Raw genomic sequence first — 16,291 nt, forward strand, 5'->3', positions numbered from 1 at the left:
GGCGCTGCGCAGCGCCTGCTCGGTGCGGTCGGCGGCGGCGGTGACCGTCCTGCGCTGGCGTTCGCCCGCGCCCGCGGCGGCACGCCGGGTGGCCGCGGGGGACCGCCGGGCACGGCGCGCGTCCTCCTCCGCGCTGCGCCAGGCCTGCCAGCTGCTGGGGGTGTCCAGTTCCAGCAGTGCGGTGACCGGGACATTGGCCGTCGCGGCGGCCGACCCGGTCCGGAACACCGCCTGGGCGGGGAACGGCAGGGGGCGGTCCAGCAGTCCCGGCAGACCGAGCAGGGCCAGCACGGCACTTGCGGCCACCGCCCGGCGGACGGCTGCCGGCCCGGCGGGGCGGCGGGCCTCGGTGAGGGGATGACGGCGGGGCGTGCGCACGGATCGGCCTCCCCCGGGAGGGGTTGGCTGACCCGCGGCCTGCCGAGGGGGTACCCGTAAGGGACTCCCGGGGCGGGCCGCGGCCACTCGCACCCCGCGAGCGGTGATCACCCTTCCGGAGGGATCAAATTACGATCATCACGTCTGCCTGCGAGGAAGGGCGAGCCCGGCATCGGCCGGGGTGCACTCGGACGGGCGATTCCGGCTCACCCGCGCGGCGGACCCCGGTCGAGGAGGGCGGTCGAGGACGGCGGTCGAGGACGGCGGCTCAGTGGCCGGTGGCGCCGCCGTTGTCCCGGCGGTCCAGGGCGCGCTGGAGCGCGGCGGCGGCGTTGCGGCGCGCGGTGTCCTCGTGCTTGGCGGTGGTGTCGGTGGTGGGCATACCGGGACTCCGTTCCATGACATGCGGTACTGCATGAGGGTTGGGTGTCTGGCCTCGGTATCGCTGGAGGCGGCGGTACGCCGGCAGGGGTGGCCTGCGAAAGTGCGTACATCACACACGGGCGGCATCCGGCAGGGTTGACCGGCCACAGATACCGCGGACCGTATGGCGGTTCCACGCTACGCCCGGGCCACCGGCGCTGTCGCGAGATTACTCGGACTTCCTACTATCTGAGACGGAGCAGGTCTCCGGGCGCAGCCGAGGGAGCGTCAAGGCGGCTGCAGTACGCTCCGTCGGCCCCCGTGCGCCCGCGGCGGGACGGCGCCTGCCGGGCCCGCGGACCCGCAGACGCACCGGAGCCCCGCCGCTGGTCAGCGGCGGGGCTCCGGCACGGGAGAGGGCGGAGGTCAGTCGCCCAGGTCCACGGAGCGCGCGAAGCGGGCGCCGATCTCGGCGGCGATCTCGCCCAGCACCGGCTGCGGGATCTCGCTGTCCACGGTGAGCGAGACCAGCGCCTGGCCGGACTCGTCGTCGCGGGCCACCTGCATCCCGGCGATGTTGATGGAGGCGTCACCGAGGATGCGGCCGAGGGTGCCGACCACGCCCGGCCGGTCCTCGTACTCGAAGAACGCCATGTGGTCGGTGAGGACCACGTCCACGTCGAAGGAGTCCACCCCGACGATCTTCTGGATGCGCTTGGGGCCGGAGAGGGTGCCGGAGACCGACACCTCGCCGCCGTCCGCCAGGGTGCCGCGCACCGTGATCACATTGCGGTGCTCCGGCGACTCGCTGCTGGTGGTCAGCCGCACCTCCACACCGCGCTCCTGGGCGAAGAGCGGGGCGTTGACATAGGAGACCGTCTCCGCGACGACGTCCTCGAAGACACCCTTGAGGGCGGACAGCTCCAGCACCTTGACGTCGTGCTGGGTGATCTCGCCGCGCACCTCGACGTCCAGCCGCACCGCGACCTCACCGGCCAGCGCGGTGAAGATCCGGCCGAGCTTCTCGGCCAGGGGCAGGCCGGGGCGTACGTCCTCGGCGATCACGCCGCCCTGGACGTTGACCGCGTCCGGCACCAGCTCGCCGGCCAGGGCCAGGCGGACCGAGCGGGCGACGGCGATGCCGGCCTTCTCCTGGGCCTCGTCGGTGGAGGCGCCCAGGTGGGGGGTGGCGACGACGTTGTCGAACTCGAAGAGCGGGGAGTCGGTGCACGGCTCCTTGGAGAACACATCCAGGCCGGCTCCGGCGACCCGGCCCTCCTTGAGCGCGCTGACCAGCGCCTCCTCGTCGACGATGCCGCCGCGGGCGGCGTTGACGATGCGCACGGTCGGCTTGACCTTGTGCAGCGCCTCGTCGCCGATCAGGCCGATGGTCTCCGGGGTCTTGGGCAGGTGCACCGTGATGAAGTCGGCGACCTCCAGCAGCTCGTCCAGGGAGAGCAGCTTGACGCCCATCTGGGCGGCGCGGGCGGCCTGGATGTAGGGGTCGTAGGCGACCACCTTCATGCCGAAGGCCGACATCCGCTGGGCCACCAGCACACCGATACGGCCGAGGCCGACCACGCCGAGGGTCTTCTCGGCCAGCTCGACACCGGTGTACTTGGACCGCTTCCACTCGCCGTTCTTCAGCGCGCTGTTGGCGGGCGCGATGTTGCGGGCGACGGAGATCAGCAGGCCGCAGGCCAGCTCGGCGGCGGTGACGATGTTGGAGGTCGGGGCGTTGACGACCATCACGCCGGCCTTGGTGGCGGCGGAGACGTCCACGTTGTCCAGGCCGACGCCGGCCCGGGCGACCACTTTGAGCTTCCCGGCCGCGGCGATGGCCTCGGCGTCCACCTTGGTGGCGCTGCGGATCAGGATGGCGTCGACGTCGGCGATGGCGGGCAGCAGCTCCGCCCGGTCCGCGCCGTTGCAGTGGCGGATCTCGAAGTCCGGGCCCAGTGCGTCCACCGTGGCGGGGGAGAGCTCCTCGGCGATGAGGACGACAGGCTTCTGGTGTGTTGCAGCGCTCACGACAGTTTGTCCTTACTGTCCGGTTCTCCCCGACCGCAGGGCCGTGGGTGGCGTACCTCGCGGGGCTGTCTCCCTGTCCGGGAACAGCGGCATGGGGAACGGTGGCATGCCGCGTTGAAGACGCACGACGCTGTGAGCCTGACGCGCACTCGGAAGTGTATCGACGTACGGGCTGCCGACCCCTTCCCGCACGGCGGAATCACCCGCTTGGGATCTACAGGCCGGACAAAAACTCGGGCTTGAACGGGACCGGGTGCGGCGGTGGCCGCCCCGGTCGGGACGGCCACCGCGGGCGGGGAGGCTCAGGCCTCCTCGTCGACCCAGCTCATCAGCTTGCGCAGCTTCTTGCCGGTGGTCTCCAGCAGGTGCTCGCTGTCGGCCTTCTTGTACTCGTTGTACTTCGGCAGGCCCGCCTTGTACTCGGCCATCCAGGTGTTGGCGAAGGAGCCGTCCTGGATCTCGGCGAGGACCTGCTTCATCTCGGCCTTGGTGGCGTCGGTGACGATCCGCGGGCCGGTGACGTAGTCGCCCCACTCGGCGGTCTCGGAGATCGACCAGCGCATCTTCTCCAGGCCGCCCTCGTACATGAGGTCGACGATGAGCTTCAGCTCGTGGAGGCACTCGAAGTAGGCGATCTCCGGCTGGTAGCCGGCCTCGACCAGGGTCTCGAAGCCCGCCTTGACCAGCGCGGAGGCACCACCGCAGAGGACGGCCTGCTCACCGAACAGGTCGGTCTCGGTCTCCTCCTTGAAGGTGGTCTTGATGACGCCGGCGCGGGTGCCGCCGATGCCCTTGGCGTAGGAGAGCGCCAGCTCGAAGGCCTTGCCGGTGGCGTCCTGCTCCACGGCCACGATGCAGGGGACGCCGCGGCCCTCCTCGTACTGGCGGCGGACGAGGTGGCCCGGGCCCTTGGGGGCGACCATGCAGACGTCGACGCCCGCCGGGGGCTTGATGAAGCCGAAGCGGATGTTGAGGCCGTGGCCGAAGAACAGCGCGTCGCCGTCCTTGAGGTGCGGCTCGACGGACTCCTTGTAGACGTCGGCCTGGATCGGGTCCGGCACCAGGATCATGATCACGTCGGCCTCTTCGGCGGCCTGCGCCGGAGTCACCACACGGAGGCCCTGCTCCTCGGCCTTGGCCTTGGACTTGGAGCCCTCGTGCAGGCCCACCCGCACGTCCACGCCGGAGTCGCGGAGCGACAGGGCGTGGGCGTGGCCCTGGCTGCCGTAGCCGAGGACCGCGACCTTGCGGCCCTGGATGATGGACAGGTCGGCGTCGTCGTCGTAGAACAGCTCGGCCACGGGGGCACATCTCCTTGCGTGATGGTGGTGACACCGGTTGCGTACTCACCGTACGCGTACCTGGTTGTCGGGTGCGGTAGGTAGTCGGAGGTTGAGACGCCGGGGCGTCCCGGGGGCTGGCGTCCCCGCTCTGGGCTCAGGCGGAGCGGTCGAGGGCGCGCAGCGAACGGTCGGTGATGGAGCGTGCGCCCCGGCCGATGGCGACCATGCCGGACTGCACCAGCTCCTTGATGCCGTACGGCTCCAGCATCCGCAGCATCGCCTCCAGCTTGTCGGAGCTGCCGGTGGCCTCCACCGTGACGGCGTCCGGCGAGACGTCCACCGTCTTGGCGCGGAAGAGCTGGACGATCTCGACGATCTGGGACCGGGTCTCGGCGTCGGCGCGCACCTTCACCAGGACCAGCTCGCGCCGGACCGCCGCGACGGGGTCCAGCTCGACGATCTTTATCACGTTGACCAGCTTGTTGAGCTGCTTGGTGACCTGCTCCAGGGGGAGGTCCTCCACCTGGACCACGATGGTCATCCGGGAGACGTCGGGGTGCTCGGTCGGCCCGACGGCGAGCGAGTCGATGTTGAAGCCCCGGCGGGAGAAGAGCGCGGCGATGCGGGCGAGCACGCCGGGCTTGTTCTCGACCAGGACGGAGAGCGTGTGCTTGGACATGTGACTGGCTTCCTCGGTTCCTGGTGGGGGTGTCAGTCCAGCTCGTCGCCGAAGTCGGGGCGGACGTCGCGGGCGGCCATGATCTCGTCGTTGCTGGTGCCGGCGGCGACCATCGGCCACACCATGGCGTCCTGGTGGACGATGAAGTCGATGACGACCGGTGCGTCGTTGATCGACATCGCCTCCTTGATCACGGCGTCCAGCTGGTCCGGGCTCTCGCAGCGCAGTCCGACACAGCCCATCGCCTCGGCCAGTTTGACGAAGTCGGGCACCCGGGTGCCCGCGGGCGGCGGGGCGATGCCGTCGTGGCCGGGGCCGCTGTGCAGCACCGTGTTGGAGTAGCGCTGGTTGTAGAAGAGGGTCTGCCACTGGCGGACCATGCCCAGCGAACCGTTGTTGATCACCGCGACCTTGATCGGGATGTTGTTGAGCGCACAGGTGACCAGCTCCTGGTTGGTCATCTGGAAGCAGCCGTCGCCGTCGATCGCCCACACCGGGGTGTCGGGGCAGCCGGCCTTGGCGCCCATCGCGGCGGGGACCGCATAGCCCATGGTCCCGGCGCCGCCGGAGTTCAGCCAGGTCGCGGGCTTCTCGAAGCCGATGAACTGGGAGGCCCACATCTGGTGCTGGCCGACACCCGCCGCGTAGATGGCGTCCGGGCCGACCAGCCGGCCGATGCGCTCGATCACCTGCTGCGGGGAGAGCTCGCCCTCGGGGGCGGGGGCGTAGCCCAGCGGGTAGGTGGTCTTCCAGGCGTTCAGCCGCTCCCACCAGGCGCTGTAGTCGCCCTTGTGGCCGGCCTCGTGCTCGGCCTGGACCGCGACGATCAGGTCGGCCAGCACCTCGCGGGCGTCGCCCACGATCGGCACGTCGGCGGCGCGGTTCTTTCCGATCTCGGCCGGGTCGATGTCGGCGTGCACGATCTTGGCGTTGGGGGCGAAGCTGTCCAGCTTGCCGGTGACCCGGTCGTCGAAGCGGGCGCCCAGGGCGAAGATCACATCCGCCTTCTGCAGCGCGGTGACGGCGGGCACCGTGCCGTGCATCCCGGGCATGCCCAGGTGCTGCGGGTGGCTGTCGGGGAACGAGCCCAGCGCCATCAGGGTGGTGGTGACGGGCGCCCCGGTCAGCTCCGCCAGGATGCGCAGCTCGGCGGTGGCACGGGCCTTGAGCACGCCGCCGCCGACGTAGAGCACGGGACGCTTGGCGTTCACCATCAGCCGGGCGGCCTCACGGATCTGCTTGGCGTGCGGCTTGGTGACGGGCCGGTAGCCGGGCAGCGCGGTCTCCGGCGGCCAGCGGAAGACCGTCTTGGCCTGCAGGGCGTCCTTGGCGATGTCCACCAGGACCGGGCCGGGCCGGCCGGTCGAGGCGATGTGGAACGCCTCGGCGATCACCCGGGGGATCTCCTCGGGGTCGGTGACCAGGTAGTTGTGCTTGGTGATCGGCATGGTGATGCCGCAGATGTCCGCCTCCTGGAAGGCGTCGGTGCCGATCGAGGCACTGGCGACCTGCCCGGTGATGGCGACCATGGGGACGGAGTCCATGTAGGCGTCGGCGATGGGGGTGACCAGGTTGGTGGCACCCGGGCCGGAGGTCGCCATGCAGACCCCGACCCTGCCGGTGGCCTGGGCGTAGCCCTCCGCGGCGTGCCCCGCGCCCTGCTCGTGGCGGACCAGCACATGGCGGACCTTGGTGGAGTCCATCAGCGGGTCGTACGCGGGAAGGATGGCGCCGCCCGGGATGCCGAAGACGGTGTCGGCGCCTACGGCCTCGAGCGAGCGGATGAGCGACTGGGCGCCGGTCATCGTCTCTGCGGCATGGGCGCCGGTAGCGGAGTGGGCTGCCGGGTTGTCCCCGCGATGCGGGGCGGCCTGCTCAGTCATCTGCCTGTCTCTTCTCCGGGTTGTCGCTGCGGGAGGGCCCCCGAGGGGGAACGCCCTGCCGCTGCGGTCGCTGGGCGTCGCGCGACTGCTTCTTCCATGGTGCGCGGCGGCTGCGGCGGTGGGGCGGGTTCCAGCGGGTTTGCGGCACATTTCGTGCAACAAAAAACCCCTCGTGCCCAGGGCATGCGAGGGGTAGCGCGTCGGCTTCTGGATCCGGACTGCGGTCCGGGTCAGCCGACGCGCTCGCCAAGTACGAGGATTCGGGTGCGCATGGCCTTGACCTTCCTCCTCGGCCAAGGGCGGTGTCAAGCGGGTGGGATGGCGGTCTCACCATGCGGACCTCCCGTGGATAGGCGTTCTGGCAGGTCGGAGGCCTGATGGTGATGTGGGACACGCGCCCTGCGCAGGTCCCCGCGGCCATCCGAAAGAGTGGCCGCAGGGACTCGAGGCGGCCTGGATCCGGCCGGCTCCGGCACCGGCAGACTGCGCCGCAGCAGCACCCGGCGCAGCCGCTGGTCGTCCAGCGGTCCGGCGAAGAGCAGCCCCTGACCGTGCCGGCAGCCCAGCTCGCGCAGCACCTCCGCCTGCCCCGGCGAGTCCACCCCCTCGGCCGCCGTCAGCAGACCCAGGTCCCGACCCAGCCGCAGCATGTGGCCCACCACCGCCCGGGTCACCGGGGACTCCGCAACCCCCTGCACCAGGGCCCGGTCGAGCGCCAGGATGTCGGCGGGCAGCCGCCTGAGCCAGGTCAGCGAACCGGTGCCGGTACCGAGGCCGTGCAGCGCCAGCCGGACACCGAGCCGGCGCAGAGCGGCCATCCGGCGGGCGAGTTCCTCCAGGTTCCCGCAGGCCTCACCCCCGGCCGCGCCCGAGGGGTCGGCCCCCACCGCGAGGATCAGCCCCGCCGCCGGCAGACCGCTCTCCTCCAGCGCCCGTTCGACGGCCTCCACCATGCCGGGCGCCGCCACTGCGTGCGCGGACAGCCGCAGCGTCACCGGCACCCCGGGGCCGCCCCGCTCCGTCTCGTGCCGCCGGCGAGCGGCGGCTGCGGCGACGCCCTGCTGGACCAGCCACCGGGTGAGGCGCAGAAACCGGTCCCCCGTCTCCCCCGCCGGCAGGAACTCCGCCGGAGTCAGCAGCAGGCCCTGCGCGGAGAGCCAGCGGGGCTGCGCCTCCACGGCGGCGACCTCTCCGCTGGACAGGTCGACGACCGGCTGGTGGAGCAGGGTGAGCCGGCCGTCGCGGACGGCGCCGCGCAGTCGCTGGTCAAGTTCGGTGCGGCGCCTGCGGTCGGCGCGCAGCTTAGGGGAGTAGACCGCCACCCGGTCCTTGCCCAGCGACTTGGCGCGGTACATCGCCAGATCCGCGTTGCGCATCAGCGAGGCCGGGTCGGAACCCGGCTCGGCGAAGGCGATCCCGATGCTGGCCGCCACCGTGAGTTCGCGGTCGGCGAGCCGGTAGGGCCTGGACAGCACACGGCGCAGCCGCTCGGCGATGTCGCGCACCCGGGCCTCGTCCAGCCGCCCGGCGATCAGGGCGGCGAACTCGTCGCCACCCAGCCTGGCGACCACGTCACCGGCCCGGACGGCCTCCTGCAGCCGGCGGGCCACCCGCACCAGCAGTTCGTCGCCCGCCTGGTGGCCTGCGGTGTCGTTGACCGCCTTGAAGCCGTCGAGGTCGAGGAAGAGCACGGCGACCGTACGGCCCTCGCCCCGAACGCCGGAGAGGGCGCCGCGGATCCGGTCGGTGAACAGCGCCCGGTTGGGCAGGTCGGTGAGCGCGTCGTGGAAGGCGTTGTGCTGGAGCTGGGCCTGCAGCCGCACCCGCTCGGTGACGTCCCGGCTGTTGAGGATCAGCCCGTCGCGGTGCCGGTTGACGGTGGACTCCACATGGAGCCACTCACCCGCCCCGGAGCGGATCCGGCACTCCACCCGGGTGGTGGGTTCCTTCTCCGGGACGCCGGCGAGGAAGCGGCGGACCGCCCAGAGCACATGGCCGAAGTCGTCGGGGTGGACCAGGTCCAGCAGCCGCCGGCCCACCAGCCCCGCCGGATCGCGCCCGTAGACGCCGATCGCCGCCGGGCTGACGTACGCGAGCACTCCGTCGGCGCGGATGATCATGATGACATCGCTGGAGCCCTGCACCAGGGAGCGGAAGTGCGCCTCCTGGGCGGCGAGTTCCTGTGCCAGCGAGATGTTTTCCAGCAGCATGATGCCCTGGCGGACGATCAGCGCCAGACCCACGGTGCAGCCGGTGACCAGCACCACGCGGTCCATGGAACGGACGCCCAGCGCGTTGTAGAGCAGTGCGGCGGTGCAGACCGCCGCGGCGAGATAGGGCGTCAGGGCGCTGAACCAGGAGGCCGCCGGGCGTCCGCGGCCCGGCGACGGGCCGGGTGGCGGCTCCTGGTCGGCCGGCTGCGGAAGGCGGCGCCCGGAGGCCCAGGGGGCCCGGGCGAACAGCAGGCTGCCGGCGAACCAGCCGGCGTCCAGGATCTCCCCCGAGTGATAGCTGCCATGGACCGTCGGAAACGTCCACAGGGCGTCGCTGACCACGGTGACGGCCAGTCCCGCCAGCGCCGTGTTCAGCGCGGAGCGGTCGACCCCGCGGCGGAAGCGGAGCCCCAGCACCACGCTGACCAGCACGATGTCCAGCAGCGGATAGGCGAGGGAGAGGGACAGCTGCAGCGGGTCCCCGTCGTCCCCGTGGGCGATCCGGGCCAGCGCCAGGCTCCAGCTGAGGATGAACAGCGAACCGGCGATCAGCCAGCCGTCCAGCAGCAGGCAGAGCCAGCCGGCCACGGTGCGGGGACGCTGCGCCAGCACCAGCAGACCCACGATCGCGGGCGGGGCGAAGAACAGAAAGGCGCAGTCGGCGGGGGACGGGGAGGGCAGCGGCCGGTGCAGCACCACCTCGTACCAGCCCCAGGTGCCGTTGCCGAGCGCGGTCATCAGGGAGGACGCCCCGAAGAGCAGCCAGGCCGGCCGTCCCCGGCCGTGCATCCGCAGTCCGCGCACCGCGCAGGACAGCGCCGCCGCCAGCGCGGCCGCGGCCAGGCCGAAGTCGCCCATGACGGACGCCAGGGCCGGCGAGCCCCATCCGGTGACGGCGCCCAGCGCATAGCCGCCGCAGACCACCGCCAGCAGCACGGGGACCAGTCGCCGCCGGGCCGCTCCGCTCTCCTCCGCGCCGGGGGCCGCCGGGGGGCCGCTGCTCGGCGCTCCGGGCAGCACGGTATCGGTGGCACTCAACCGGCATCTCCCCCTCCGGGCCCGGGAGGCCGGCTGTCACCGCACCCCGCCCGTATTCCGGGACGGGACGATACACCAGATCGGTCACTCAGTGACACACTCACACAACTCACAGTAACGGCAAGCCTGCCGGGGCGTGAACGGGTTCCGGACAGAACACCGATTCGGGGGAGAGTGCGCGGTTGTCGCCGCCCGGCGCGGGCCGCCGGGTCAGACCATCCGGTGCTCCAGCGGCTCACCGGCGGCGTACCGGCGCAGCTGGGCGGCCAGCAGCCGCAGCGCCCTCGGCAGGAAGGCCGAACTGCTGCCCCCCACATGCGGGCTGATCAGCACTCCGGGGGCGTGCCACAGCGGGTGGCCCGGCGGCAGCGGCTCGGGGTCGGTGACATCCAGTGCCGCGGTCAGCCGTCCCGACCCGACCTCCTCCAGCAGTGCCGTGGTGTCCACCACCGGCCCCCTGGCCACGTTGACCAGCAGGGCGCCGTCCTTCATCCGGGAGAGGAACTCCTTGCCCGCCAGGCCGTGGGTCTCCTCGGTCAGCGGGACCACCAGCACCACCACATCGGCCTCCGGCAGCAGTTGCGGCAGCTGCGACAGCGGATGCACCGGGCCGCGCGAGGCCTGGCGGGCGCTGCGGGCCACCCGCTCCACCCGGCACTCGAACGGGGCCAGCCGGTCCTCGATGGCCGCGCCGATGGAGCCGTAGCCGACCAGCAGCACGCGGCGGTCGGCCAGCGCCGGGTAGAAGCCGGACCGCCACTGCTCGGCGTCCTGGCCGCGGACGAAACCGGGGATGTCGCGCAGTGAGGCGAGGATCAGCGTCAGTGCCAACTCGGCGGTGGAGGCGTCGTGCACGCCCCGCGCATTGCAGAGCTGCACTCCCGCGGGGAGATGCGGGCGGACGTCGTCCACGCCCGCGGTGAGGGTCTGCACCACCCGCAGCCCGGGCATCCGCGGCAGCAGCGGGACCGCGGCGGCGGTGCGCAGGTAGGGGAGCGCGAAGAAGCCGACGGTGTCCAGCACCTCCTGCGGGGGCGGCGCGCCGGTGCCGTCCCAGAGATGGACGGGCAGTCCGGGCGGCAGTCCGTCCAGTTCGGCGGGAGCGTACGGAAGCAGGGCGGCAGGGGTTCCAGACATGGTCCGAATCTATGCCGCCCGGCCGGCCGTGCACACACCAGGCGGCCGCTTCGCGGAGCAGCAGCGGCGAGGACCCCGGGCCCGGCCGGTGAGCGGGAGCGGCCGAAGCCGCTCACCCCGTCGCGACCACATCGGGGAAGAGCCGCATCCGGTGCGCCATCGCCGCCGCCTCACCCCGGCCGGTGACGGCCAGCTTGGCGAGGATGTTGGAGACATGCACGCTGGCCGTCTTGGGTGAGATGTAGAGCTCGCCCGCGATCTGACGGTTCGTCCGCCCCAGGGCCAGCAGCCGCAGGACGTCCCGCTCGCGGGCGGTGAGCCCCAGCGCCGCGGCCGGATCCTGGGCCTCGGGGAGCACCGTCACCTCCGCCATCGCGGGCCGGTCGGCCAGGGTGAGCCGGGCCCGCTCCGCCAGCACCGCGACCTCACGCTGCAGATGGACGTCGCCGTGGCTGCGGGCGGTCCGCTCGGCCTCGCGCAGCAGTGCGCCGGCCTCCTCCCTCGCCCCGGCCGCCGCCTGCCCCTCGGCGGCCCTCAGCAGGGCCAGGGCCAGCGGATAGGGACGGCCGGTGGGACGGAGCGCCTCCACGGCGGCCAGCCAGGCCTCGGGGGTGTGCCGTCCCTCGGCGCGGGCGAGTTCGGCGTCCAGCATCAGCGCCCAGCCCTCGTACAGCGGTACGGCGCGGGAGAGCGCCGCCGCCGCGGACCGGACCCGGGCGAGGGTCTCCGCCCGTGCGGCGTCCGCGGACGGCAGCCCCCGGGAGTCGGCCTCGGCGGTCACCCCGTGGAACAGCAGGGGCCAGCAGAAGTGGTCGAAGCCGGCCGGGAGTCCCTCCGCGAGCACCTGGAGCAGCTCCCGGCGGGCCTCGGCGAAGCCGCCGGTGCGCAGGGCGATGCGCACCGCCAGACCGGCGGCGGGCAGCAGCTTCTGCGGCTGGGCGATGTCACTTCCGGCGCGGGCGGCGACCAGGAAGCGGGCGGCCGCGGCGGGGTCGTCGGCCAGCAGGGCGAGTTCGCCCCGCAGCCGGTCCAGGAAGTCGTCGTGGATGACGGCGGACGGGCGCTCCTCCCACTCGGCGAGCAGCCCGGCGGCCTCCTGGTGCCGGCCGAGCGCGATCAGCGACTCGGCGATGTTGCCGGCCAGCAGGGAGCCGTTGTACCGCATCATGCCGGACTGCAGGGAGACCTCCAGTCCCTCCCTGGCGATCTCCAGCGCCTCGGCCGAGCGGCCGACCTGCTCCAGCAGCGAGGCGAGGTTGATGAAGGCCCGGCAGTGCAGGTCGGGGTCGCCCAGCTCGGCCGCGGCGGCGCACACCTCGCGCAGGCCCGCCACGCCGCCCTCGATCTCGCCGAAGTCGCAACGCAGGGTGCCCAGGGTGAGCAGGGCGTGCAGCTCCACGGTGCGGGCGCCGACCTGCCGGGCGATGGCGGCGGCACGCTCGGCGACCTCGATGTCCTCCACCGAGGGGCCGGTGAGCATGCCGTTGGCGGCGATCCGGCTGAGTACGTCGGCCTGGATGGCGGACGGGCGGCGCCCCTCCACCAGCAGTCGGGCACGCTCCAGCTCCGGCACCCCGAAGGTACCGTTGTAATAGCGCACGGCCCGGCTGCGCTGCAGCCAGAACCAGGCGGCCCGGTGCGGATCGGTGACCTCGTCGATCTGCCGCAGTGCCGTCTTGACGAAGCGCAGGCCCCGGTCGCGGTCCCCCGCGCGGCGGGCCGCGACGGTGGCCTCGGCCAGCACGTCGGCGAACTGCAGCCGCTCGCAGTCCTGGTGGGAGCCGCCGAAGTCGCAGCTGCAGGGCGGATAGGACTCGTCGGCGTAGTCGTAGGGCCGCAGGCCCAGCAGCACCTGCTCCGGTACGTCGTCCCAGATCTCCAGGGCCCGCTCCAGCATCCGCAGCTGCTCGGCGAAGGCGTTGCGACGGCGGGCCTCCCGGCCGGCGTGCAGCGCCGCGGGCAGCGCCCGGGCGGCGTCATGGGCGTGGTACCAGTAGCTGGCCAGGCGGGCCGCCCGGGCGTCGCAGCGGACCAGTGACTGGTCAGCCTCCAGGGCGGTGGCGAAGCGGCGGTTGATCCGGCTGCGCTCGCCGGGGAGCAGGTCGTCCACCACGGCCTCGCGCACCAGGGCGTGCCGGAAGCGATAGCCCTCGCCCTCCGGGTCGGGGACCAGGATGTTGGCTCCGACGGCGGCGCGCAGCGCCTCGATGAGGTCGTCCTCGGGCATCGCCAGCACCGCCGCGAGCAGGCCGTACTCCACGCTGGAACCGCCCTCGGCGGCCAGCCGGACCACGGTCTGCGCCCGCTCGGGCAGCGCCTCCACCCGGACCAGCAGGATGTCCCGCAGGGAGTCGGTGAGGCCCACCTCGCAGCCCTCGGTGGCGGCGCAGGCCAGCTCCTCGACGAAGAAGGGGTTGCCCTCGGAGCGGCGGTAGATGCGGGAGACCAGCTCGCGGTCCGGGACCTCGGTCGCCAGGATGCCCGCCAGCTGCTGCTCGACCTCGCTGCGGGCGAAGGGTGGCAGTTCCAGCCGCTGCACGGTGCGCAGCCGCTCCAGCTCGGCGAGGAACGGCCGCAGCGGGTGACGGCGGTGCAGATCGTCGGTGCGGTAGGTGGCGACCACCACCACCCGTGCGCGGTGCAGGGTGCGGATCAGATAGGCCAGCAGTTCGCGGGTGGAGCGGTCGGACCAGTGCAGGTCCTCCACGGCCAGCACCAGGGTGCGGTCGGTGGCGAGCCGTTCGAAGAGCCGGGCGGTGTGCTCGAAGAGCCGGGCCCGGCCGTACTCGTCGTTGGACTCGGGGGCGGCCTCGCCGAAGTCCGGCAGCAGCCGGGCGAGCCTGCTCTCATGGCCGTCCGCGGCCTGCTCCAGCTCATTGCCGAGCGCCCGGTGCAGTCGGCGCAGCGCGGTGACCAGTGGTGCGTACGGCAACCCCTCGGCGCCGACCTCAAGACAGCCGCCCAGGGCGGTGACCGCTCCGGCGGCGCGGGCGTCCGCCAGGAACTCCTCCAGCAGCCGGGTCTTGCCGACCCCCGCCTCCCCGCCGATGAGCAGCGCCTGCGGCTGCCCGGCGCCGGCACGGCCCAGGGCCTCGGTGAGAGCGGTCAACTCTCTGCCTCGGCCGACGAACACAGGGCTGACGGATATCTGCTCCACCCTGCTGAGGATGCCATAAGGCTCCGACAGGGGCCCCGGGATTTCGCCGGGGCCGCCATGGGCGGAGGGGAGGGCGCCGTCGGCGTCCCTCCCCTCCGCGACCTCAGCCGCCACCCCCGTGGACGGCTGCGGGCTCAGCACTCGCGCAGCCTTGCCGACGAAGCGCTGCCGGACGGCCGCACCACCGCGCCGAGGCGGCGCAGCAGGCCCGGGCGGTGGCCCGGCTGTTCGCGCCGGGCGGCCACCGCCTCGCGCACCAGGCGCTCGTGGGCGGCCTGACGCTCCAGGTCCCTGGCCCGGTACTGCGCGAACTCGTAGTCCATCATCGCTGTCTGCCCCCTTGTGGGTTCCGCCTGACCCCCGGCCGGGTGGGCCGGGCGGTCTTCCTGGTGAAGAGACTCCTCGCCCAGGGGGGTGCGCCACATCGGCAGGCTTCCCGATCTTCCGGGGCCGGGGGGCCTTAGGGATGCGCGCCGGCGACTCAGACGGGGGACGTACGACGGCGCCGCCACCCCCTCAAGGGGGGCGACGGCGCCGTTGCGGGCCGGTCTGCCCGGGGCGGGCCGGCCGGAGTACCTAGGGATGCTCAGCCCTGCACGCCGAGGCGCTCCAGGATCAGCTCCTTGACCCGGGCCGCGTCCGCCTGGCCGCGGGTGGCCTTCATCACCGCGCCGACCAGGGCGCCGGCTGCGGCGACCTTGCCGTCACGGATCTTGTCGGCGACACCCGGGTTGGCGGCGATGGCCTCGTCGACGGCGGTGCCCAGCGCGGAGTCGTCGGAGACGACGGCCAGACCCCGCTTGGCGACGACCTCGTCGGGCTCGCCCTCGCCGTTCAGCACGCCCTCGATCACCTGGCGGGCCAGCTTGTCGTTGAGGGAGCCCTCGGCGACCAGCGCGCAGACCCGGGCGACCTGGGCCGGGGTGATGGGCTGGGCGCTGAGGTCGGTGCCGCTCTCGTTGGCGCGGCGGGCCAGCTCGCCCATCCACCACTTGCGGGCCTGGTCGGCGGGGGCACCGGCGGCGACGGTCTCCAGGATGGGGTCGATGGCGCCCGCGTTCAGCACCGCCTGCATGTCCTTGTCGGAAAGCTCCCACTCCTGCTGCAGCCTCCTGCGGCGCAGCCGGGGCAGCTCGGGCAGGCCTGCCCGCAGCTCCTCCACCCACTCCCGGGACGGAGCGATCGGCACCAGGTCGGGCTCGGGGAAGTAGCGGTAGTCCTCCGCCTCCTCCTTGATCCGGCCGGAGGTGGTGGAGCCGTCCTCCTCGTGGAAGTGCCGGGTCTCCTGGACGATGGTGCCGCCCTCGGAGAGCACCGCGGCGTGCCGCTGGATCTCGAAGCGGGCGGCACGCTCCACGGAGCGCAGCGAGTTGACGTTCTTGGTCTCGGAGCGGGTGCCGAACTTCTCCTGGCCCAGGGGCCGCAGCGACAGGTTGACGTCGCAGCGCATCTGGCCCATCTCCATCCGGGCCTCGGAGACGCCCAGCGCCTTGATCAGCTCGCGGAGTTCGGCGACGTACGCCTTGGCGACCTCGGGAGCCTTGGCTCCGGCGCCGGTGATCGGCTTGGTGACGATCTCGATCAGCGGGATGCCGGCCCGGTTGTAGTCGACCAGGGAGTACTCGGCGCCGTGGATGCGCCCGGTGGCACCGCCGATGTGGGAGGACTTGCCGGTGTCCTCCTCCATGTGGGCGCGCTCGATCTCCACCCGGAAGGTCTCGCCGTCGACCTCGACGTCCAGGTAGCCGTTGAAGGCGATCGGCTCGTCGTACTGCGAGGTCTGGAAGTTCTTCGGCATGTCCGGGTAGAAGTAGTTCTTCCGGGCGAACCGGCACCACTCGGCGATCTCGCAGTTCAGCGCGAGGCCGATCTTGATGGCGGACTCCACACCCACCGCGTTGACCACCGGCAGCGACCCCGGCAGGCCCAGACAGGTCGGGCAGACCTGGGAGTTGGGCTCGCCGCCGAAGGCGGTGGAGCACCCGCAGAACATCTTGGTGGCGGTGCCCAGCTCGACATGGACCTCCAGGCCCATCACCGGGTCGTACGACGCCAGCGCGTCCTCGAACGACACCAGGTTCTCGACGCTCACAGCGTCCCCTTCTTCACATTCACGGAAAGGTTCTGGG

At 72.6% G+C, this 16,291-nt stretch carries 10 protein-coding genes; all 10 read right to left on the reverse strand.

Annotated elements, in window-relative coordinates:
• Positions 1-378: hypothetical protein (locus AOK09_RS14380; RefSeq protein WP_157875896.1), on the reverse strand; the 378-nt coding region annotated here is incomplete at its 3' end.
• Positions 379-1,167: 789 nt separating this feature from the next.
• The gene (gene serA, locus AOK09_RS14385; protein ID WP_055587579.1) at positions 1,168-2,772 is read right to left on the reverse strand and encodes a phosphoglycerate dehydrogenase; all 1,605 of its coding nucleotides are present in this window, start codon (positions 2,770-2,772) and stop codon (positions 1,168-1,170) included.
• Between the two features lie 302 nt (positions 2,773-3,074).
• Entirely contained in the window at positions 3,075-4,073 is a 999-nt protein-coding gene (ilvC, locus tag AOK09_RS14390; protein WP_055587580.1) for a ketol-acid reductoisomerase, read from the reverse strand.
• 136 nt (positions 4,074-4,209) lie between these two features.
• The gene (ilvN, locus tag AOK09_RS14395; protein ID WP_055587581.1) at positions 4,210-4,734 is read right to left on the reverse strand and encodes an acetolactate synthase small subunit; all 525 of its coding nucleotides are present in this window, start codon (positions 4,732-4,734) and stop codon (positions 4,210-4,212) included.
• 32 nt (positions 4,735-4,766) lie between these two features.
• The gene (locus tag AOK09_RS14400; protein ID WP_055587582.1) at positions 4,767-6,617 is read right to left on the reverse strand and encodes an acetolactate synthase large subunit; all 1,851 of its coding nucleotides are present in this window, start codon (positions 6,615-6,617) and stop codon (positions 4,767-4,769) included.
• A 305-nt stretch (positions 6,618-6,922) separates the two neighbouring features.
• The gene (locus AOK09_RS14405) at positions 6,923-9,868 is read right to left on the reverse strand and encodes a putative bifunctional diguanylate cyclase/phosphodiesterase (RefSeq protein ID WP_079063054.1); all 2,946 of its coding nucleotides are present in this window, start codon (positions 9,866-9,868) and stop codon (positions 6,923-6,925) included.
• A 210-nt stretch (positions 9,869-10,078) separates the two neighbouring features.
• On the reverse strand, positions 10,079-11,005 hold the full coding sequence (locus AOK09_RS14410; RefSeq protein WP_055587583.1) for a 2-hydroxyacid dehydrogenase: 927 nt from the start codon (positions 11,003-11,005) through the stop codon (positions 10,079-10,081).
• 112 nt (positions 11,006-11,117) lie between these two features.
• Positions 11,118-14,162: a helix-turn-helix transcriptional regulator gene (locus AOK09_RS14415; RefSeq protein WP_245687288.1), complete on the reverse strand. Its 3,045-nt coding sequence runs from the start codon at positions 14,160-14,162 to the stop codon at positions 11,118-11,120.
• A 134-nt stretch (positions 14,163-14,296) separates the two neighbouring features.
• A complete protein-coding gene (locus tag AOK09_RS14420; protein ID WP_157875897.1) occupies positions 14,297-14,488 on the reverse strand; it encodes a hypothetical protein in 192 nt (63 codons plus the stop codon).
• A gap of 260 nt (positions 14,489-14,748) precedes the next feature.
• Positions 14,749-16,254: an Asp-tRNA(Asn)/Glu-tRNA(Gln) amidotransferase subunit GatB gene (gene gatB / locus AOK09_RS14425; protein ID WP_055587586.1), complete on the reverse strand. Its 1,506-nt coding sequence runs from the start codon at positions 16,252-16,254 to the stop codon at positions 14,749-14,751.
• Positions 16,255-16,291 lie beyond the last annotated feature (37 nt).

Origin of the sequence: Peterkaempfera griseoplana (assembly GCF_001418575.1) — a bacterium.
Taxonomy (GTDB): Bacteria; Actinomycetota; Actinomycetes; order Streptomycetales; family Streptomycetaceae; genus Peterkaempfera; species Peterkaempfera griseoplana.

Bases quoted from the DNA above. Each gene is read 5' to 3' on its own strand.
- AOK09_RS14420 (WP_157875897.1), bottom strand. From the start codon at position 14,488: ATGATGGACTACGAGTTCGCGCAGTACCGGGCCAGGGACCTGGAGCGT.
- AOK09_RS14410 (WP_055587583.1), bottom strand. From the start codon at position 11,005: ATGTCTGGAACCCCTGCCGCCCTGCTTCCGTACGCTCCCGCCGAACTG.
- AOK09_RS14400 (WP_055587582.1), bottom strand. From the start codon at position 6,617: ATGACTGAGCAGGCCGCCCCGCATCGCGGGGACAACCCGGCAGCCCAC.
- ilvN (WP_055587581.1), bottom strand. From the start codon at position 4,734: ATGTCCAAGCACACGCTCTCCGTCCTGGTCGAGAACAAGCCCGGCGTG.